General features: G+C 58.9%; 17 protein-coding genes. 1 reads left to right on the forward strand and 16 read right to left on the reverse strand.

Annotation, left to right across the window (positions count from 1 at the left end; translation table 11 throughout):
* Position 1: 1 nt before the first annotated feature.
* From ccoN to B9Z40_RS09215, 3 genes are all read right to left on the reverse strand, one after another.
* The gene (ccoN, locus tag B9Z40_RS09205; protein ID WP_100173077.1) at positions 2 to 1,438 is read right to left on the reverse strand and encodes a cytochrome-c oxidase, cbb3-type subunit I; all 1,437 of its coding nucleotides are present in this window, start codon (positions 1,436 to 1,438) and stop codon (positions 2 to 4) included.
* Positions 1,439 to 1,508: 70 nt separating this feature from the next.
* A complete protein-coding gene (gene ccoS / locus B9Z40_RS09210) occupies positions 1,509 to 1,646 on the reverse strand; it encodes a cbb3-type cytochrome oxidase assembly protein CcoS (RefSeq protein WP_100173078.1) in 138 nt (45 codons plus the stop codon).
* Positions 1,647 to 1,665: 19 nt separating this feature from the next.
* Positions 1,666 to 4,083, reverse strand: a complete 2,418-nt coding sequence (locus B9Z40_RS09215) for a heavy metal translocating P-type ATPase (RefSeq protein WP_369823437.1) — start codon at positions 4,081 to 4,083, stop codon at positions 1,666 to 1,668.
* Positions 4,084 to 4,123: 40 nt separating this feature from the next.
* Between B9Z40_RS09215 and B9Z40_RS09220 the strand changes: the two genes are divergently transcribed.
* On the forward strand, positions 4,124 to 4,567 hold the full coding sequence (locus B9Z40_RS09220; protein WP_100173428.1) for a universal stress protein: 444 nt from the start codon (positions 4,124 to 4,126) through the stop codon (positions 4,565 to 4,567).
* Between the two features lie 39 nt (positions 4,568 to 4,606).
* Here B9Z40_RS09220 and B9Z40_RS09225 read toward each other — a convergent pair whose 3' ends face one another.
* From B9Z40_RS09225 to B9Z40_RS09285, 13 genes are all read right to left on the reverse strand, one after another.
* Complete coding sequence (locus B9Z40_RS09225) at positions 4,607 to 6,151, reverse strand: malonyl-CoA synthase (RefSeq protein WP_100173429.1); 1,545 nt, start codon at positions 6,149 to 6,151, stop codon at positions 4,607 to 4,609.
* Positions 6,152 to 6,212: 61 nt separating this feature from the next.
* On the reverse strand, positions 6,213 to 7,208 hold the full coding sequence (locus B9Z40_RS09230) for a tripartite tricarboxylate transporter substrate binding protein (RefSeq protein WP_100173080.1): 996 nt from the start codon (positions 7,206 to 7,208) through the stop codon (positions 6,213 to 6,215).
* Positions 7,209 to 7,243: 35 nt separating this feature from the next.
* A complete protein-coding gene (locus B9Z40_RS09235; RefSeq protein WP_100173081.1) occupies positions 7,244 to 8,725 on the reverse strand; it encodes a malonyl-CoA decarboxylase in 1,482 nt (493 codons plus the stop codon).
* Between the two features lie 131 nt (positions 8,726 to 8,856).
* Entirely contained in the window at positions 8,857 to 9,513 is a 657-nt protein-coding gene (locus B9Z40_RS09240; protein WP_100173082.1) for an HAD family hydrolase, read from the reverse strand.
* Complete coding sequence (locus tag B9Z40_RS09245; RefSeq protein ID WP_100173083.1) at positions 9,510 to 10,751, reverse strand: Tm-1-like ATP-binding domain-containing protein; 1,242 nt, start codon at positions 10,749 to 10,751, stop codon at positions 9,510 to 9,512. The genes B9Z40_RS09240 and B9Z40_RS09245 overlap by 4 nt, the downstream gene beginning before the upstream one ends.
* The gene (locus B9Z40_RS09250; protein WP_100173084.1) at positions 10,748 to 12,112 is read right to left on the reverse strand and encodes an aminotransferase class III-fold pyridoxal phosphate-dependent enzyme; all 1,365 of its coding nucleotides are present in this window, start codon (positions 12,110 to 12,112) and stop codon (positions 10,748 to 10,750) included. Before B9Z40_RS09250 ends, B9Z40_RS09245 begins: the two co-directional genes overlap by 4 nt.
* A gap of 17 nt (positions 12,113 to 12,129) precedes the next feature.
* On the reverse strand, positions 12,130 to 13,614 hold the full coding sequence (locus B9Z40_RS09255) for an aldehyde dehydrogenase (RefSeq protein WP_100173085.1): 1,485 nt from the start codon (positions 13,612 to 13,614) through the stop codon (positions 12,130 to 12,132).
* 9 nt (positions 13,615 to 13,623) lie between these two features.
* Positions 13,624 to 13,938: a 2Fe-2S iron-sulfur cluster-binding protein gene (locus B9Z40_RS09260; RefSeq protein WP_100173086.1), complete on the reverse strand. Its 315-nt coding sequence runs from the start codon at positions 13,936 to 13,938 to the stop codon at positions 13,624 to 13,626.
* A gap of 18 nt (positions 13,939 to 13,956) precedes the next feature.
* Positions 13,957 to 15,249: a glutamine synthetase family protein gene (locus tag B9Z40_RS09265; RefSeq protein WP_100173087.1), complete on the reverse strand. Its 1,293-nt coding sequence runs from the start codon at positions 15,247 to 15,249 to the stop codon at positions 13,957 to 13,959.
* A gap of 23 nt (positions 15,250 to 15,272) precedes the next feature.
* Entirely contained in the window at positions 15,273 to 16,538 is a 1,266-nt protein-coding gene (locus B9Z40_RS09270) for a cytochrome P450 (RefSeq protein WP_100173088.1), read from the reverse strand.
* Positions 16,535 to 17,272 carry a type 1 glutamine amidotransferase gene (locus tag B9Z40_RS09275; RefSeq protein ID WP_100173089.1) on the reverse strand — a complete coding sequence of 246 codons (738 nt, stop codon included), beginning with the start codon at positions 17,270 to 17,272 and terminating at the stop codon, positions 16,535 to 16,537. The genes B9Z40_RS09270 and B9Z40_RS09275 overlap by 4 nt, the downstream gene beginning before the upstream one ends.
* A gap of 164 nt (positions 17,273 to 17,436) precedes the next feature.
* Positions 17,437 to 19,920: a S8 family peptidase gene (locus B9Z40_RS09280; RefSeq protein WP_233204865.1), complete on the reverse strand. Its 2,484-nt coding sequence runs from the start codon at positions 19,918 to 19,920 to the stop codon at positions 17,437 to 17,439.
* A 185-nt stretch (positions 19,921 to 20,105) separates the two neighbouring features.
* Positions 20,106 to 21,095 (reverse strand): AAA family ATPase, encoded by a 990-nt coding sequence (locus B9Z40_RS09285; protein ID WP_100173430.1) that lies wholly within the window; start codon positions 21,093 to 21,095, stop codon positions 20,106 to 20,108.
* Positions 21,096 to 21,169: the final 74 nt, after the last annotated feature.

The raw sequence follows: 21,169 nt of genomic DNA on the forward strand, positions 1-21,169 counted from the left end.
CTCAGGCGTGTGCAACGAGCACGGGAATCTGAACGTCGACAGGACGACCTTGCGTGGCCGTTTTGAAGGTGTTCCACAACATCACCAACATGCCGCCCAGGTACAACAAGCCGCCCAGTAAACGCAACACATAGAAGGGGTAAGTGGCTTTGACCGATTCCACGAAGGTGTAGGTCAAGGTGCCGTCAGCATTCACCGCACGCCACATCAAGCCTTGCATGACGCCGGCAATCCACATGGCTGCGATGTAAATCACGATGCCGATGGTCGCGGTCCAGAAGTGAAATTCGATGGCTTTGACGCTGTACATTTTTTTCTGACCGAACAGACGAGGAATCAGGTAGTACATCGAGCCCATGGTCACCAAACCGACCCACCCCAAAGCACCCGAGTGCACATGGCCCACGGTCCAGTCGGTGTAGTGGCTGAGCGCGTTGACGGTCTTGATGGACATCATCGGACCTTCAAAGGTCGACATGCCGTAAAAGGACAAGGACACGATCAGGAAACGCAAAATCGGATCGTCGCGCAGTTTGTGCCAAGCACCCGACAAGGTCATGATGCCGTTGATCATGCCGCCCCAGCTGGGGGCCAAGAGGATCAGCGAGAACACCATGCCAATGGACTGGGTCCAGTCAGGCAATGCGGTGTAGTGCAGGTGGTGAGGACCGGCCCACATGTAAGTGAAAATCAAAGCCCAAAAGTGCACGATCGACAAGCGGTACGAGTACACAGGCCGCTCGGCTTGCTTGGGGATGAAGTAATACATCATGCCCAGGAAGCCTGCGGTCAGGAAGAAGCCCACGGCATTGTGGCCGTACCACCATTGCACCATGGCGTCTTGCACACCGGCGTAGGCCGAGTACGACTTCATCATGCCCACGGGCAGCGCTGCACTGTTGACCAAGTGCAGCAAAGCCACGGCGATGATGAAGGCGCCAAAAAACCAGTTGGCCACGTAGATGTGGCGCACTTTGCGGGTGCCCACGGTGCCAAAGAACACGACGGCAAAGGCCACCCAAACCAGCGTGATCAGGATGTCAATCGGCCACTCGAGTTCGGCATACTCTTTGCCACTGGTGTAACCCAGGGGCAAGGTGATCGCTGCGAGCACAATGACCAGTTGCCAACCCCAGAAAGTGAAAGACGCCAGTTTGTCGTTGAACAAACGGACATTGCAGGTGCGTTGCACCACGTAATAGGCAGCGGCAAACAAGCCACAGCCCCCGAACGCGAAAATCACCGCATTGGTGTGGAGCGGCCGCAAGCGGCCATAACTGAGCCACGGAATGCCAAAGTTCAACTCGGGCCAAGCCAATTGGGCGGCGATGATCACGCCGACCAGCATGCCCACCACACCCCAAACCACCGTCATGATGGCGAACTGCCTGACAACCGTATCGTTGTAGGACTTGGCCTGCATATTGGCAAAATTCATTTTTACCTCTGCTTATTTATAAAGACCAGCAGAGTTTGACGAGGTGTGCACCGATCGGACTTGATCGAAATCAATCCTCGCGCAAAATTCTTTCGCCTTCGGCTTCAATGTCTTCAAATTGACCCTTGTCGATCGCCCACCACAGGCCCGCCAGGATGAAAAACACCAAGACCACCGACAAAGGAATGAGCAAGTACAAGATATCCATCTGAACTTTCTTCAAATTTTCAGGCCGTTGCAAACGCTGATTTGGAAGGCACAAACACCTCCGCCACGCCTTGCGAAAGACGCAAAGCATTGAGCACCACCACCAAAGAACTCAGCGCCATACCCAAGCCTGCTGCCCAAGCGGGCAACCAGCCCATGACGGCCAATGGCACACAGGCGGCGTTGTACAAGGCTGCCCAAACCAGGTTTTGCTTGACAACGCGCAATGTTGCGCGACTTCGCATCACCGTCGTGACCAAGGCATCCAAATGCCCACCCATCAGAACAAAATCGGACTGAGACTGCGCCAAGGGCACCGCTTGACCCAAAGCAAAAGACACATCGGCACCCGCCAAAACCGGTCCATCGTTCAGTCCGTCGCCCACCATGGCCACTTTGTGGCCTTGGGCCTGCAAAGCGTGTAAGGCTTCCAGTTTTTGTTGTGGGCTGCAGCCCCCCCGCGCCTGGGCGATGCCCACCGCTTGAGCCACTTGGGTCACCGCAGTTTGACCATCGCCCGACAAAACTTGGATGGCCAACCCCAGGCTGGACAACTGTTGAACCACATTGGCCGTTTCGGGGCGCACTTCCTCGGCCAGTTCAAAAGTGGCCATCCAACCGGATGCATCCGCCAAGCTGACCTGCAAGTGCTGGCCCGCCATCACTGGGGCAGCACAAAAACGGGCTGAACCCAGTCGCAAATCCATGGGTTTGGTGCCGTCTAAATAAAGGCGGGCCTTCACACCCTGCCCTGCCAACTCGGTCACGTTTTGAGCTGACAAATCTTCAAGCGCAGACAGTACCCCCGCCGCCTCGGCTTGCCTGCGTGCTTCGGACCAAAGGGCACGCGAAACGGGATGCAATGAATGACGCCCCAGACTGCCTGCCCATGCCAACACCTGTGACTCACTCACACCTGCGCGTGTGTGGATGTGCCGCACCTGAAAAGCATCGCGGGTCAAGGTGCCTGTTTTGTCAAAAATCACCGTGTCGATGTTGGCGAGGTTTTGCAAGGCGCTGAGTCTGCGCACCAGCACCCCGTTGCGCGCCAATGCCCCGGCAGTGGCCAGCATGGCCGCAGGTGTCGCCAATGACAGTGCGCAGGGACAGGTCACGATCAGCACAGCCACGGCCACCATGACCGCATGGGCGGGATCGGTAGGCCACCAGTAGAAGGCAGACGCCAAAGAAGCCCACAAAACGGCGATCAGAAAAAATTTGGCTAAGCGGTCTGCTTGCAAAGCCATAGCGGGTTTAGAGGTGGCTGCGCTTTCCATCAAGGCCACGATTTGCGCATAACGTGTCGAAGCGCCCACCAAATCGATCTGCACCGCCAAAGTGCCACTCAGGTTGTGACTGCCTGCAATCACGCGATCCCCCACGCCACGCGCCAGGGGTTTTGACTCACCTGTCAGCAAGGCTTCGTCCACCTGGCTTTGACCGGACAAGACCTGCCCATCGCCCGCAAAAGCTTCCCCAGGCAAGACCTCGATCACATCGCCCACCTGAAGCCTTCTGATCGACATCAGTGCCCAACTGCCGTCGCTTTGTCGTTTGCGAACACTGTCAGGCAAACGATTGAGCACCGCCTCCAGTGCACCGGCCGTGCGGTCGCGCATGCGTTGCTCTAAAAAGCGGCCCATGAGCAAAAAGAAAACAAACATGGTGAAGGAGTCAAAAAAGACCTCCTTCCCAAATGGCCCGTGGGGTTCAAAAGTGCCCAAAGTGCTGACTGCAAAAGTCACGAGCATGCCCAAGGCAACCGGAAAGTCCATGCTGATGCGGCGTTCGCGCAAGTCGCGCCAAGCACTGAGTAAGAACGGCGTGCACGAAAAGAAAAGAACAGGCAATGACAACACCCAGGATGCCCAACGCAGCAAATACATGGATTCTTCAGAAATTTCACCGGGTTCTGAGAGGTAGGTGGGCGTGGCGTACATCATGACTTGCATCATGCACATTGCAGCAACCGCCAATCGCCACAACATGCGCCGGGCCTCTTCGCGGCGGCGCTGGTGCGCAAGCGCATCGTTGGCGGGCACGGCTTTGTAACCGTAGCGCTCGACCGAACGCATCCACTGTGAGGGCCGAGTTTGCGCGGGTGACCAAACGATTTGACCCCGGTGACTGGCCCCACTGATTTGCACTGACAGCACACCGGGTACGGCCCGCAAAACATCTTCGAGGGTGATGGCACACGCTGCGCAGTGCATGCCTTCAAACACCACACTCGAACGCCAGCAGCCAGATTCGGTTTTTTCAGGCAAGCTGAAGGCGGACCACTCGGACGGGTCATCCAGAAGCTGCAAGCGTTGCTCGGTCATTTCGCTTGGCGAAGACACAGGCAATGGGTTCAAATCGTTGACTTGAGTCATTTTCTGACGATACGTCAAAAAACAGGCGCAAAGCTTGATGTGCATCAAGTGGGCCATGCGCATGCACTTTTATCCTGAACTTTTACAACTTCAGGAGCTCAGCATGTACACACGCATTCTTGTGGCCACAGACGGCTCAAGCCTGTCCAAAAAAGCCGTGGCCAGCGCCATTCAACTGGCAGCGACCTGCGGGGCTGAACTGTTGGCACTCAAAGTGGTTCCGCGTTACCCCCAAGCCTACTTTGAGGGCAGCATCCCTTTATCGGCGGAGGAGATCGGGCGAATTGAAAAGCAATGGACCGAGTCCGCTCAAGCGCAATTGGCAGCGATCGCGCAGACGGCCAAGTCCAAATCGGTGAGCGTGAAGGCCGTGACCGTGAAATCGGATGTGGTGTCCGACGCGATCATCGCCGCAGCCAAAAAGCACAAAGCAGATTTGATCGTGATGGCTTCACACGGCAGAAAAGGCATCAAGAGACTGCTGTTGGGGAGTGAAACCCAGCAGGTGCTGACCCATTCGCACATTCCCGTGTTGGTTTTGCGCTGAAGACGACCGGCCAAGCTTGAGCTTGGCCAGTGCGCCCAATCAGGCCAAGAAAAGCGCTTTGTACTGATCGCGAAGCAAGTTCTTTTGCACCTTGCTCATGGTGTTGCGAGGCAACTCGGCCACCACAAAACAGCGTTTGGGTATTTTGAAGTTGGCCAACTTGGCCTTGAGTTCAGCCAAAACAGCTTCGGGTTGAACGGTTACGCCCGGTTTGGCAATGACCACCGCCACGCCCACCTCACCAAAATCCGGATGAGGCACACCCACCACAGCACTTTCGGCCACCCCCAGCATTTCGTTGATGTAGCCCTCGATCTCGGCCGGGTACACGTTGTAACCACCACTGATGATCAAGTCCTTGCTGCGGCCCACAATGGTCACATAGCCACGTTCGTCGACCTTGCCAACGTCGCCGGTCTTGAAATAGCCATCGCTTGTGAATTCTTCGGCTGTTTTCTCTGGCATGCGCCAGTAGCCCTTGAACACATTCGGGCCTTTGACCTGAATGCCGCCGATCTCTCCGACTGGCAAGTTTTGTCCATCGTCCCCACGCACGCGAAGCTCCACATCGGGCAATGGGAAACCCACTGTGCCGCCTCGGCGCTCAGACTGCTTGGCGTAACGCTGATCGGGGGCGTAGGGGTTGGACGTCAGCATGGCGGTTTCGCTCATGCCGTAGCGTTCCAAAATGGTGTGGCCTGTGCGCTCTTGCCATTCGGTAAAAGTCTCAATCAGCAAAGGCGCAGAGCCTGCGATGAACAGGCGCATGTTTTTGACCGCTGCCTTGTTCAAGCTCGGTTCGGCCAACATGCGCACATACAAGGTGGGCACACCCATGAAAACGGTGGCTTGGTTCATGTATGCAATCGCCCGTTTGGGGTCGAACTTGGCCATCCAAAGCATCTTGCTGCCGTTGATCAGTGCCCCATGAATGGCCACAAAAAGACCATGCACATGGAAAATGGGCAAGGCGTGGATCAGGACATCGCCTTTTTTCCAACCCCAGTAATCCTTGAGCGTGAGTGCATTGCTCAGCATGTTGCCGTGCGTGAGCATGGCCCCTTTGCTGCGACCGGTGGTGCCGCTGGTGTACAAAATGGCGGCCAAATCATCCACTTGGCGCGGCACCGCCTGATGTTTGTCGCTGTGGTGAGTCGCACGTTCGAGCAAGCTGCCTGTGCGGTCGTCGTTGAGGGTGAACACATGCTGCGTGCCCGCCTTGAAGGCAATTTTGCTCACCCAACCAAAGTTGGCCCCACTGCACACCACCACGGCCGGCTCAGCGTTGCCAATGAAATACTCAATTTCAGCACTTTGGTAAGCGGTGTTCAGCGGCAAAAACACATACCCGGCGCGCAAAGTGGCCAAGTAAAGCATCAGGGCTTCGACTGATTTTTCAACCTGCACGGCGACACGGCTGCCTTCAGGCAAATCTAAGGATTTGAACAAATTGGCCATCATGGCCGTGGCGCGGTCCAGATCGTTCCAACTGTAATGAAGGCCTTCGTCGGTTTCGACAGCCGTGGCAGACAAGTCGGAAGGAAAAGCAGCCCACAAGGCTGAAAACAAATTGTGATTTTTCATGGTTTCGTTGAACTCGTGAAAATGGGCCTGCGTGCAGGCCCATAACAAACATGTGATCGGGTCAATCGAGTTTAGCGCCCGAGGCTTTGACCACTTGTGACCACTTGGCCAGCTCTTTTTTGATGAAAGCATCAAACTGACCGGTGGTCAAATTCGGGAATTCGGCACCTTGATTGGCCCAAACGGCTTTGGCTTCGTCGGTCAAACAGGCTCTGCGGATCTCTTCGATGGCGCGCGCTTGGGCATCGGCCGGCGTCCCTTTGGGGCACCACACCCCGTACCAAGTCGACACGGTGTAATCGGGCAAACCCAGTTCTGATGAGCACGGGACATCGGGGAAAGCCGCATTGCGTTTCGATCCCGAAACCATCAAAGCCTTGATTCGGCCGCCTTTGATGTGTGTGGCAGAAGAACCCAAACCATCGAACATCATGTCCACGTTGCCGGCAATCAGGTCTTGCAAGGCGGGTCCTGCACCACGGTAGGGGATGTGGGTGATGAAGGTTTGGGTTTGCAGCTTGAACAACTCACCCGCCAAATGGTGCGATGTGCCGCCTCCGGCCGAACCGTAGTTCAACCTGCCAGGGTTCTTTTTGACGAAATCAAGAAAGGTCTTGAAATCAGCGGCGCTCACTTTTTTGGGATTCACCACCAAAACTTGAGGAACGTTGGCCACCAAGATCAAAGGCACCAAGTCACGTTCCAAGTCGTAATCCAGCTTGGGGTACATGCTCGGTGCAATCGTGTGGTGAACGGCACCCATGAAGTAGTTGTAGCCATCGGGCGCAGATTTGGCGGCTACGCCAGCGCCCAAAGTACCGCCTGCGCCACCTCGGTTGTCGATGATGAGTTGTTTGCCCGTCAGTTTGGCAAACTGGGCTGAAAGGGGCCGCGCAAAAGCATCTGTGCCGCCCCCTGCTGGGAATGGCACCACCATGGTCACAGGTTTGGTAGGCCAAGTGCTTTGCGCTTGGGCATTCCAAACACTGGCTGCTGCGGCTGAAACCGCCCATTTCAAAACGCCACGGCGATCGAAAGCAAGAGGAAGATGTTGCACGAAGGTCTCCTTTTTTTATACGTTGTACTGTCAAATCAAAAATACAGTTGCTCAATACCGTCTGAAACGGGGACTTTACCCTGAGAAAGTCCTTGCCGATGCCGGTCAATTTTGCGCAGATCGTACAGATAGTTGACCATCAGTCCAAAAGACTGTTTGAAACCCTTGGCAGAGGGATCGGCCGCCCAATTGATCTGTTCAACACGGGCACCATTGCCCAAATGAAATCGTGCCACCGGATCAACCGGACGCTCGTCACTGAGTTCTTTGCCCAAATAATGTGCCGCACAGGCCATCAACCACTGTCGCAAAACAGAGCGGTCGGACAAGGCCGTGGCTTGGTCCAGAGCAGACATCACATGACCTGCAGCCGCTGGCTCAAAACCCACCTCACGGCCAAGCTGTGAACGCATCTTGTCTGGAGTGTCCTCCAACATCCGGGCCGCGTTTTTGGACAACCAAGTGCGAAATCCCGGAATGGGCGACAAAGTCGCAAAGGTTTTGAGTTTGGGGAAGTCAGCGCGCAAGGTTTCGACCACCCGTTTGATGAGGGAGTCGCCAAAACTCACGCCTTTGAGGCCTTGCTGGGTATTGCTGATCGAGTAAAAGATGGCCGTGGTCGCCCGGTTCAAGTCCACCGCCTCAGCCGCTTCGTCGAGCAAGGGGCTGATGCTGGCACCGATTTCATTCATGAACGCGACCTCGACAAAAATCAAGGGCTCATCGGGCAAGCGCGGGTGAAAAAATCCGTAGCAACGCCGATCGGAGTCCAGCCGGTTCTTCACATCGCCCCAGCTCTTGATGTCATGCACCGCTTCATATTTGATCAATTTTTCGACCAAACTGGCGGGCGAGTCCCAGCTGATCCGGCGAAGCTCTAAAAACGCCACGTCAAACCAGGTGGTGAACAAATTTTCCAATTCGGCCTCGAGCGCCAACAAGCGCTTGTTGGATTTGATCGCAGGCAGCAACTCCTGGCGTAAATCCACTAAAAAACGCATGCCCTCGGGGAAAACGGCAAAGCGCTGAAGCAATCGTGTGCGCGGCGAAACCAAGGCTTTGCGCATGCGAATTTCAGCCACGCCCTCATCAGGTGTGCCGGTGGCAGCCTCGTACTGCTCACGCGCGGCCTTGACCTTGTTCGCATCGGGAGCGAATTGTTCGCTCATCAACAGCCAGCAGTCTTGTCGCTGTTCGGGGGGCGCCTTGCTGTACCAATTGGCCACCCCGCGTGCCCGTTTTCCGCCCTCCACCTCGCTGACACTGGGGTCCACAATGGCCTTGAGCTCACTCAAGGTCCGACGTAAAACGCGTGGCGACAGTGCTTCTTCTTTGTGGCGCAAAGTGGCGTTGAGCCGCTCCTTGGAAGATCGAGCTTGCGCTTCCTTGGCCGCAATGGGTTTGTTGTTTCGGCCTTCAACCGAACTGTCTTGCGGTTCTGAAGTGGCACCGCTTTTGCTCTTGCCGCTTGGCAACCAACCGGACACTTTGCGACCAATCCAACCCGATGTGCTCATTTAAATACTTCCAACTTCTGGCATGGCGTCATGACCTGATTTCGCGATGTAAAGGACTGGGAATGAAATTTACCTTTCAAACTCAAGGATGATTATCCGCAAATAAGGTCTACACGCCACAAAGCGCTTTATCAAATGCCCAGCAATTTCAAAGCCCGTTGGTACGAATCCTCCGGGTTCATCACATCGAACTGCACAGTTTGCCAGCCCAGCCGCATCGCCCCCAAGACATTGCGGCTCTGGTCGTCCACAAACACACAGTCTGCAGCCACCACGTCCAGTGCCTCGGTGCACATCTCATAGGCCCGTCGGTCGGGCTTGAGGATGCCGGTGTAGGTTGCGTCGATGATCACGTCAAACAACTCCAGCAAAGGCAGCCGCTCGCGAAAGCTCGCGCCGTAAAACAGGTCAAGCTCGTTGGACAGTACCGCCAATTTGCAACCCGCCGCCTTGGCTTGGTGAACGGCGGCCACCGCTTCGGGTCGGATCACCGCTTCTACATCCGCCCCCCGCGCCCGCTGCACGAAGGTCTTCATGTCGTTCCACTCTTCGCCCACCAGGTCGCCCACGCTGCGGGTGCGGGCCATCCAGTACTCGCGTTCGGTGATGTGGTCGGCCTGCATGGCCTGCCAAAGCGCATCAGTCTCCGGATCAAAGGGACCCCGCCAAGTCAGCGTGCCGGGCGGCAAACCGAGTGCCGCTTCGCTCAGATCGTGCGTTTCAAACAGGGTGCGGCTGATGACCCCGCCAAAGTCCAGCACCAAGGCCTTGCCCGATGCGGCGCTCATGGCGCGACCTTTTTCACCAACCCGCGGGCCAGCCAGTCGTCAAAGACCTTGAGCACCTGCTGCACAAAAGCCGCGTCGTTGATGTGCGCGACGATGCGCGAGACCTCAGCCCTACCCCAATCGCATTGACAGCATTCATCCATCAAAGCCGCCAAGCCTTCGGCATCGTGCAACGGCGCGCCGGGCCGGTCCCACTCTTCAATCCCTTGAAGTGGCAGCACCAGGTGCACCGGGCCACGGGCCTGACGCAATCGGCTGGCCAGCTCGCGGGCGAATTCACGGCGCATGTCGGCGTCGATGCCCACCGAAGCGATCAGACGGTTGTGGTCGTGTGAGGGCCGCCCGGCAAAGCGCTCGGGCATCTGGCCCCAGGCGGGGTAATCCACCAGGTCGGTGGCGCCGGGGGCGACGATCATCGGCACGCCTTTGAGGCCCGCGCCCATCAAACGGTCGGGGCCGGCGCTCACCACCGAGCCGCCCATCTGGTTGACCATCTCCTGCAGACTCAAATCCATCACGCAGGCAAACTGCCCCTGTGCGGCCAACGATTCAAACGCCCTGCCCCCCATGCCGGTGGTGTGGAACACCGCCAAGTCAAAACCGCGCTTGTCCAGCTCGGGCTGCAGCTGCACCATGTATTTCAGGCAGCTTGAGCCCAAAGACGTCATGCCGACCACTGGCCGCTCGAACCGCGGCACCCGCGCTACGCGGCAGGCCCCCACCACCGCACCTGCAGCTTGCGCCAGCGCCGACTGGCACAGGCTATTCAGGCCATACAAGCCACCGGCCCACAGCACCATCATCAGATCGGGCGGCATACGATCGGGCGGCAAGAGCGGCGAAAACGCTACCGTGGACAGCACCACCTTGGGCACACCCAGCGGCAAGCTGCTGGCCACGTCCAGCGCCAGGTCGGTGCCCATGGTGCCACCGAGCACCAGCAAGCCGTCCATGCGGCCTTCGCGCTGCAGTTGGGCAGCCAAGGCCGATGCGCCTTGCGCCATCAAAGCCATGGCGCTGTTTTCGTCGCCGCTGTCCATGACCTGCTGCAGCGTCACGCCCGCAGCCGCAGCAACGTCAGAGTTGGCAATGTCCGGGACCACCCGGCCTTTGGCCAGCACCCCCACATCCATAACCAGCGCCTGGCCGCCTGCGGCCAGCACCTGCTCGCGCATGAAGCCAATCTCGTCGCTCTTGGTGTCGACGGTGCCGACAATCAGGATGACCGGGCTCTTCATGCGCGGCCTTCCTGCACAGCGGCAAAGGCGGCTTCAAGCACGTTGCACATGAAGTCGACCTCCTCACGGGTGATGACCAGCGGCGGCGACAGGATCAGGTTGGGGCCGGAGATGCGCACCATCAAACCTGCCTTGTAGGCGACCTTGGCCACCCGTGCCGGGATGTCGCTGCTGCGGGTCATCGGCGTGCGTTTGGCCTTGTCGCTCACCATCTCGATGCCCAGCATCAGGCCCACACCGCGCACATCGCCCACAAAGCTGCAGGTGTCCACCAACTTGCGCAAGCGCGTCTGCAGGTGCGCGCCCACACGGGCGGCGTTGCCGGGAATGTCCAGCGCCTCGATCTGGTCGAGTGTGGCCAGCGCCGCCGCGGCGGCGATCGGGTGCGCGCTGTAGGTGTATCCGTGCGAGACCGATGCCGTGCCCGTGGTGTCGGCGTCAAACACATCGGCAATGCGGCGGTTGATGGCCGTGGCCCCAAGCGGGATGTAGCCCGAAGAAATGCCCTTGGCCAGGCACCACATGTCGGCGTTCACGCCCCACAGGCGGGTGCCAAACAGCTCGCCGCTGCGGCCAAAACCGGTCACCACTTCGTCGGCAATCAAGAGCACACCATACTTGTCGCAAATCTGGCGCACCAGAGGCCAGTAGTTGGGTGGCGGCACGATCACACCACCCGCGCCCTGCACCGGCTCGGCAATGAAAGCCGCCACCGTGTCTGGCCCCTGAAAGACAATTTCTCGCTCCAACAACTCGGCGCAGATTTCGCCCAGTCGGATCGGGTCATCGGTGTAGGGGTTGTGATAGACCCAAGGCGTGTCGATGTGAAAGCACCCGGGCAGCAAGGGCTCGTAGGCGCGGCGGAAATTGGTGTTGCCGTTCACGCTCATGCCGCCAAAGTGCACCCCGTGGTAGCCCTGGCGCAGGCTGATGAACTTGAAGCGGTCGGCCTGGCCCTTGAGCTTCCAGTATTGGCGGGCCACCTTCAATGCGCCCTCCACCGCATCCGAGCCGCCGTTGGAGAACATCACTGTGGCTACGTCTTCGGGCTGCATCATCTGCACCAGGCGTTTGGACAGCTCGATGGCCCGCACATGGGTGGTGCCGCGGAACACGTTGTAAAACGGCAGCTCGTCCATCTGCGCCACGATGGCGTTGCGCACCGGCTTGTTGCTGTGGCCCAGGTTGCAGGCCCACAGGCCCCCCACACCGTCGAGCATCTTGTGGCCGTCCACGTCCCAGATCCAGCAGCCCTCGCCTTTGGCGATGATGTCGGGGGTGGACTTCTTCATCGCCCCCGGGTGGGCCATGGGGTGCCACAGGTATTGGGCGTTGTCGGCCTTGAGTTGCTCGTGGTTCATGTCGCTTACTTTCAAAATCAAAGCTGAATCCAGGCCGTTTTCAGGTCCAGGTATTTGTCCAGGGCATGCATCGACTTGTCGTGCCCGTTGCCCGACTGGCGCACCCCGCCCAAAGGCACGGTGATGTCGGGGCCGCCGTATGTGTTGACGTGCACCACCCCGGCCTTGATGGCGCGCACCATGCGGTGGGCGCGTGAGAGGCTGCCCGTCCACACGGCCGACGCCAAGCCATAGGTTGAATCGTTGGCCAAGCGCACCGCATCGGCCTCGTCGTCGAAAGGCAAAACCGCCAGCACCGGACCAAAGACTTCTTCGCGTGCCAAGGTCATGTCGGGCGTCACGCCATCAAACAATGCAGGGGCCATGTAGCTGCCGCCTGCCACGGGCTGCAAAGCCTGGCCACCCACGCGCAGGCGTGCGCCCTGCTGCTGCGCAGTCTGCACCGCTGCCAAATTTTTGACCAATTGCCGGGCGCTGCTGACCGCACCGATTTCGGTGCTCACCTCCAGCGGGTCACCCACGCGCAAGCTGGCCGCGATCTTGTGCAGGCGTTCCACGAACTCGTCATGCACCGAACGCTGCACCAAAAGCCGCGAGCCCGCCACACACACCTGACCGCTGTTGCGGAAGATGCCGATGGCCGAGACTTTGGCCGCCTGCGCCAGATCGGTTGCATCGTCAAACACCACATTGGGCGACTTGCCGCCCAGCTCCAGGTACACCCGCTTGAGGTTGGACTCGGCCGAAGCCTTGAGCAACATGCGCCCCACCGGGCCGGAGCCGGTGAAGGTCAGGATGTCCACATCCATGTGCCGCGCCAGCGCTTCGCCCGCCTCAGCGCCCGTGCCAGTCACCACGTTGAGCACCCCCGCAGGCAAGCCCGCGTCCAGGCACAGCTGCGCCAGGCGCAACAAAGACAGCGATGCGTCTTCGGAGGGTTTGAGCACCACCGAGTTGCCCGCCGCCAGCGCGGGGGCGATCTTCCAGGCGCCAATCATCAGCGGAAAGTTCCAGGGCACGATGGCCCCGACCACGCCGACAGCCTCCTTGTGGATCAGCCCCAGCGTGCCCTCGGGTGTGGGCGCGATCTCGCCGTTGACCTTGTCCACGCACTCGGCGTAATAGCGGAAGGTGCCCGCCGCACTGCCCGGCTCGGCCTTCCAGGCCATGGCGATCTCGGTGCCGTTGTCGCGCACGCCCAGCACCGCCAGCTCGGCGTGGTGCGCCTCGATGCGGTCGGCGATGCGGTGCAACACCTTCTTGCGCTCGGCAGGCGCCATGCGCGACCACACGCCAGACTCGAAGCTGCGGCGGGCCGCCTGCACAGCGCGGTCCACATCAGCCTGCCCGGCCGCTGCAATGGTGCAAAGCTGTTGTCCGTCAATGGGCGAGACCACGGGGAGAGTTTGGCCTGAGTTAGCAGCCGCCCACTGCCCGTCGATCAGCAGCCCCTGATCGGGGATGGGCAAATGGCGCAGCGCGTCGATCTGTTCTTGTTTCATGGGCCGCCTTCAGTCGGGCACATGCAACACGATGCCGTCGAGCGCAGCGGAGGCGATCAGTTGGCAGCTCAGGCGGCTACCGCTTTGGCGTGGCGCGATGACGATGTCGAGCATGGCGTTTTCCACCTCGTCCATGGGCGGGCAAGCGGCCAGCCAGGCTTCATCGACATAGACATGGCAAGTGGCGCACGACAGGCAGCCACCACATTCGCCCGCGACGCCGGGGATGCCGTTCATCTGCGCGGCGTCCATGAGGTTGGTGCCGTCGTTCACGTCATCGCTCACGCGATCGCCATTGCTCATGATCCAGTGCACTTGGGGCATGGGGTGGGTTCTTTCAGGTCAGATGAATCGGATGTAGTGATCACGCAGCGCGTCGCCTTCGAGGCCTGCCGTGCGTTCGATCTCGTGGCGCTTGATGCCCACATGGTTGGCCACCAGGCCTTCGCCCAGCGCTTGCGTGAGCGCCGTGTCGGCTTCGAGCGCATCCAGTGCGCCCGCCAAGGTGTCGGGCACGCTGTGGGTGGCGTCCTTGTTTTCCAGACAGTCACCCGTCTCTGCGGGCTGCAGCTTGTACGCATTGGCCACGCCCAAACGGGCAGCCTGCAGCACGGCGGCAGTGTGGGTGTAGGGGTTGGCGGCAGCGTCCCCCATGCGGTGCTCGATGCGCGCGCCCGGACCGCTTTCAGCCGACAGGCGCACGGTGACGCCCCGGTGGTCCACCGCCCAGTTTTGCCAAAAGCCCGAGAGGCTGGCCGGTTGCAGACGCTGGTAGGAGTTGGCGCTGGGGGCCAGCAGGCCCGCCAAAGCTTGGTGGTGGTGCATCAGACCGGCGGTGCAGCCCAGCGTCAATGCGTTGAACTGGCTGGCGTCGTGCCCACCCGAGATGGCGTTGTGGCCCTGAGCATCGCGCAGGCTGAAGTTGATGTGCACCCCGCTGCCCCCCACGGTGAGGATGGGCTTGGGCATGAAGGTCAGCACGATGCCGTGCTGGAAAGCGACTTCACGCGCCAACAGGCGGAACAAAAAGATGTCGTCCACCGCTTTGACGGCGCGGTCATAGGTCAGCGTGAACTCGAACTGCGGCGCGTCGTATTCGGTGTTCATGCTGTCGATGCGAAAGCCAGCGGCCGTGGCCTTTTCCCACAGGGCGTCGGTGAAGCCCCTGGGGTCGGCAAAGGGGCCGGTGGCATACACATGGGCCGCAGGCGTGTCGTAGGGTTTGAGCGAGCCGTCCGGCTCGATCTGGAAAGCAAAGGCTTCGAGCTCAATGCCCACCATCGGGTCGTAGCCCATGGCCTGCCAGTCGGCCACGGCGCGCTTCAAGGCGCTGCGCCCGCACATGGGCAGCGGTGTGCCGTTGTTGGCTTTGAGGTCGCCAATGGCCACCTGGGTGAAGGGCTGCCAGCCGGGGCGGATGTCTTCGGCGATGTAAGCCGCCTCCATGTCCGGCAGGCCTTCCATGACCATGGCACCGGGCGCGGGGATCAGTTCTTTCTCATACGTCACGCCAAAAGTGCCTCGGCAAAAACGGGCACCGCCGCCTTGCCCGGGTTGGAGCGTGACGTATTTGCCCCGCGCAATGGCCAGGTGGTCACAAAACAGCACCCGCAGGCGTTCTTGAACATTGGACATGGTGATTCCTTTCAACCCTAGGTTCAGATGAGGTGCATGCGCACCGGCAGGCGTTTGATGCCACAAACAAAATTCGAACGCAAAAAGGCGTGTTCGCCCGTTTGCTCGATGCGATCGACCCGCTTGATCAACTCTTGCAACAAGACCCGCAACTCCAGCCGCGCCAACCACATGCCCAGACACGCATGTGCCCCGCCTTGCCCAAACGACAGGTGGCGGTTCACACCCCGGCTCAGGTTGACGGTGAAGGGCTGCTCAAAAGCCCGCTCGTCCCGGTTGCCCGAGATGAACCACAAGAGCACCTTGTCGCCCGCCTTGACCTGTTTGCCGTGGTACTCGAAGTCCTCGGTCGCGGTACGGCGGAAATGCGTGGCCGGAGAAGCCCAGCGGATGAACTCGTCGGCCACGCCTTCCCAGGCGGCCTCGCCCTGCACCGCCTTGAGTTGCTGCATCAGTCCCGGCTGGTTGGCCAGCGCGTGCAAGGCCGCCGCAATCGAATAGCGTGTGGTGTCGTTGCCCGCCGCCACCAGCAGGCAAAAGAAATTGCGGAACTCGGTGTCGCTGATGACATTGCCTTGCGCATCGGGCTGGGTGATCAGGTGCAGCACGCCGCTGGTGTCACCCGCTGCGCGTTTGCGCTCCATCATCTGGGCCGCGTAGTCGAACAAGTCAGCCCCGGCAGGCGAGCGAAACGGCATGAAGCGGTAGGCCTCGGTGTCCATTTTGTCGACCACATGGCTGGTGAAGTCGCTGTCGGTGTTGGCCATGAGCGCGTCGCCCTTGTCCACCAGCCAGTCCAAGTCCTCTTCCGGCAAACCCGCGATGCGCCCAAGCATGCGCATGGGCAGCTGGCGGGCGATCTGGTGCGTGGCGTCAAACTCACCCAGCCCCAGCGCTTGGTCGAGGATGCCCACACAGAGCTCGCGGATCTGCTCTTCGTACAGCGCCATCATGGGCTTGGAAAAGGCCTTGGCCACCAGCATGCGGGTGCGGGTGTGCTCGGGTGGGTCGGTCTCCTGGAAGGTGCGCCGCGCCATGTACTCCTCGTGCGTCTGGTCTTCCATGCGGATGCCTTGGGCAGAACTCAAGCGCTGGTGATTGCGGTTGAGCTCCAGAATGTCGGCATGCCGCGTGACCGACCAAAAGCCCTTGCCTTCGGACCAATTGCACCAGGCCATCGGGTCTTCGTCGCGAAGGCGCTGGAAGGTGTTGTGCGGCGTGCCGTTCACATAGCTGTCGTGGTCCGCCAGGTCGGCGTGGCCATCGTCGGTGGGGTGCCAGACGGTCATGGGCGGGTGTTCCTTGCATGTTCAATGAATTGCGCCATCCACTGGCCAAACAGTGGCACATCGGCGGCCTGCTGCAGGCTGCCGTGGGCGCGGGCCAGGGTGTCGTTGTCGAGCTTGTCGGCCAGGTAGCCCAGCAGCGCCTGCATGAACACCTGCGGCATTTCGGGGTGGTACTGGGTGGTCCAGATGTGCTGACCGACCTGCATCGAGCCGATGGGGCAAAAATCGCTGCCACCCAGGCACTCGGCTCCCTCGGGCATGCGGGTGACCTGCTCGTTGTGGGCTGCCATCAAGGTGGTGGTGCTTTGCGCGGGCTGCATCCAGGGGCGTTCAACCTGCCAGTGCGTTGGGGCGGTGCCCAAACCCCAACCCGCCGCGTTGCGCGCCACCTGCCCGCCCAGCGCCCGGGCCACCGCCTGGTGGCCAAAGCACAGGCCGATCAGTGGCTGGCGGGCGGCATCGGTGGCGCGGATGAAATCCAGCAACGAACCGACCCAGGGCAGGTTGTCGTCGTTGACCGAGGCCGGGCTGCCGGTGATGACGTAGCCGTCAAAGTCTGCGGGGCTTGCTGGCAGCACCCCGTCCTTGACCGGCAAAACCTCGTAAGACCAGTCCGGACGCAGAAGCTGCAGCAGCTCGACCACCTTTTGCCCGTCGTTCGGGAAATGCGCGGCAAACGCCGAGGTGTCGTCGTTGGTCAGCAAAACGGCGATATGCAGCTTCGGCAGGGTCATCGGGTGTCTTTCAATCTGATGCCCATGCTATGCACAAGGCGCGTCAAGCACTATCAAGTTTGGGCACCGCACACCCCGGGTTTTCACTCTGCTACCAGACCGCAATCAAACCATTTTCCTGGCACCACGAAAATGGTTTGATTCAACTCTCCAATCGTCTTCAATCAAACTGGAGGACGCACCGCCACAGGAGTAGCCACACGCGCTTTGATCTCCTGATAAATCGGCAAATCCTGTTTGACTTCCAAGGTCACCGCCAAACCGTAAGGGATTGCGCGGTCCAGTCGCTCGACACCATCGCGCTTGCAATGCACCCGCAGCCTGAGCACATCACCGTCCTGAAAAGCCATGACAGCGTTTTGGGATTCCAGAACTTCATGCTGAACCGTACCGCGCAGCATTTGATTGTGATCCGCATCCACGCGATCTAACTTCAAAGGCATCGTTGCCCATTTGCTACCCGCAGGAGCCAATTCCAGCTTGGCTTCCCGAACGTTGCGGTGCGCAGGGTTGATAGGCGTGAACCATGCCAAGGTCACCACCAAACGACGCCACAAACGCTGCCCACTCATGCACACCGGCAAAGGAAACTCATATTCGTGAATTTCGTTTTCACGGATTTCGTCACACCCGAGCACAGTCGCCCGCTGTTCCGTGCAAGCCAAAACACGTTCAATGTCTGCTGCGCCGTAACCCAAGTACCGCGCCAACACTGTGCGGAACTGGCGAGAATTGGCGCTGGTTTTCAATGCTGATTCCAGCTGAGCCTTAGCCTCTTCCGGCTGACGTGCACCATGCACCAAGAGAGCTTTCATCAGCACAGCCATCAAACCGTCTGGAATATCTTGCCCCTGCTGCTCACGTAATGCCTGAAGCATGTCATGGATGCGGACAGCCCCTCTGGTAGCTAAGGCTGTGGCATTGCTGGTTCCCTTCCAGTAACCGAAATTTGAACGCTTGCCGGGTTCGGTTGAATCAGTCGCCACCTTTTGACCCGGTCCTATAGCCGTGAGTGGATCGATCTGATAAGCCGTTTGCTGCCCCTGAATGGGGTCCTTGTAGAGTTGACGGCCACCTGCTAAGAGGATTTCGGGTTTGACCGAACGCCGAAATCCATGCCCCAGGCGCATGGCAGGACTTGGCAGGGCGTCGCCTGGCATGACATCTACCCTGCGATGAAGCGGAAACGGACCAAATTCATCTGCATGCAGAGCACCAACGGTCAAGGCATTCATGGACTCCGCAGGAGACATCACACGCCGATCAGCCAACCCTTGCTGCATGGCTTTCAAAGTGGCTTCTACTTTTTGGTCATCCGATAGCGTTGAGAAACCAGAATGAAGCAAGCCCATTTGAATGTCATCGGTATAGTTGCCTGCACTGACGCAGAACAGCACCCTGTACTCATAGGACAACCAATCCAGCAATCGTGCCCAAGGGCTCAGGGTGTGTGCCAACAGACGACTTGGATCACCAATCGACAAGTTGATCACCTTGATCTGTGGGGCCTGTGCTTCCAGGCCATTAGCTGCCTCAAACATACGACGCACAGCAATCTGAATGCGGTCTTCAAAGAACACATCATCTGGCATGTGTTCCGAACGAGGAGTTCTGAAATCTGTCTCATTTGGCTGCATGACAGGCACACACAGCAGCCGCCGCCGAAGCGGATCATTCACGCCACCGCCCGTGTCTCCATGAACAATCAAAGATGCCATGGCCGTGCCATGTTTGCGTTCACCTGGTTGGTACAAAGGCTCCAAACTAAACATGTCATTGACATCCAGACGATCCAACAAAGCATCGTGCAGCTGTAACGGAACACCATCGAACAAAGCTGCAACCGGCTCCAAATCAGGCAAAGCACCGGCTACAACACCTGGCTGTCCCTCTTCGTCCGATGAAACAGCCAGACTCTGCCCGGTAGGCCTGAAAAACATGATGCTGGACAGCTTGAGCAGATCAATCCTGATATCAGACTCGGCCCCGCTGACTTCTTGCACCAACTCTTCGATGGCAGCTCTGGGCAGCTCGCCCTTCATGGCGTGAAAAGCGATGGGACTAATGTCTATAGGGGCGCCAATGACCGAGCCCCCCAAACGCCCCAAGGTTTCGCGCAACTGCAATTCATTGCGTTGGCGACGTGCCTGATTGCTGTGGTAGAAAAATTCAACCTGAAAGCGCTCTATGGCAGCAGGGTCATCCGAAACCTCCAGAAACGCACGCCATTGATCCAGCATGCCCGTTTCTTCAAGGCTCTCATTAGGGCCCCAGCGACGGATATTGCGCAATTGCTCAAATACCTTACCCCAAGCACTTTTGCCCCGTGGCAAAGGCCTACCTGCTACCCACAGTTCCCAAAGCGAAAGCAATTCACGCATGCCACGCTCATTGGCCATGGACAAGAACAAACGCCCCGTCAGCGGCGAGGCCTTGGGCCGCCCCTGTTCATCCGCAGCATAAAAGTCTTCATCTGGATCAATATCTACCTGATCCCACTCGCCAAGCCATTCAAGACCTGCAGACTCCACCGCAGCTCGAAAATCATCCACTCGACCAATGATCTCGATGACCAGCACCGTCTCAGGCTCCAGGCCGGGCATGGCATCAGACAAGCTGGCCCTGTACTGCATCCAGTTTTGCTGCAATGTGTTGAGTCCACGACCAAGCCGCTCTATCTGCCTTGCACGGCTGGGCAAATGTGGCGGTGGTGAAAATGCAGGACGGCCTGCCTCAGGTTGAACGGTGCGCCGCTGTGGGAAAACCAACAGGGGTAATTGATCTGGCATTTTTTGTCTCCTCCCTTAATTACCTCGGTGTCTTGTTTTTTTATTTACACCTTCGGATCTGGCCCTAATCGTTGTCGCCACTGATCCAGTCTGGCCCGGGTGATGGTTTTGGCATCCTCGGTTTTTTGCTCCAGCACGGCTTTTCTGATTACCGACAGGCAAAACTCCTCGGCTTCGGCGTAATTGCTGCCCAGCAAATGCTTCGCCAGCGTTTCACTGGCATAACCGAGGTTGACTTTGCAGCGGCGGGCCACATCATCGATGAACACTGCCAATTGTGCGCGAGTGGGCACAGGCAGCGCCATGCGCAGCTGAAAGCGCCGCCACACGGCACGGTCAAGCAACTCGGGGTGGTTGCTGGCAGCCACCACGACCACATGGTCAGGCAAATCATCCAACTGCAAGAGCAAGGAACTCACCACACGCTTAATTTCGCCCGTCTCATGTGTGTCTCCACGCTCCTTACCCAGCGTGTCGAACTCGTCAAAGAACAGCACGCAACGCTGGGTGCGTGCGTAATCCATTAGGTTTTTCAGGCGGGTCGATGTTTCACCCAAATAGCTTCCAATGAGCGTCTCGTAACGAACCACCAGCAAAGGCACCATCAGCTCAAAGGCCAAAGCTTCGGCCAAAGTGGTTTTGCCATTGCCTGGCGGGCCCGCCAACAACACCGTGTGACGTGGCTTGAGGTTGTAGGCGTGCAACAACTCGGCGCGGTGCTGCTCTTGCACCAGCTCTTGCACCTGCTCTGCAATACCCGGCGGAAGAATCAGACTGGCAAGTGATCGCTCGGGCTGAATTTCGTGAAAAAGGTCTTTTTGCATAGCCCCTCCTGCGCGAACAGGTGTCACCATGGCTGGCCGATTGATCGGTGCCCCGGCAGCTTGCATGGACCGACTGAGCCTGTCGGCCAGGATGCGGTGCCCCTTGGACCGCTCCTCGACGATCAAAGACTCCGCCGCTTTGCGGAATGTGATCTGGTCGCCATTGCTGGCGGCCTTGATCAAATTAACCAACAGATCGGCTTGCGCCATTTGCATACCCCTCGGCCAAAAGGCCACTTTTAAACTGAAACAGGCTTATTTTCACAGGATTTCTTGACTTTCTG

Source organism: Limnohabitans sp. 15K (assembly GCF_002778285.1).
Taxonomy (GTDB): domain Bacteria; phylum Pseudomonadota; class Gammaproteobacteria; order Burkholderiales; family Burkholderiaceae_C; genus Limnohabitans_A.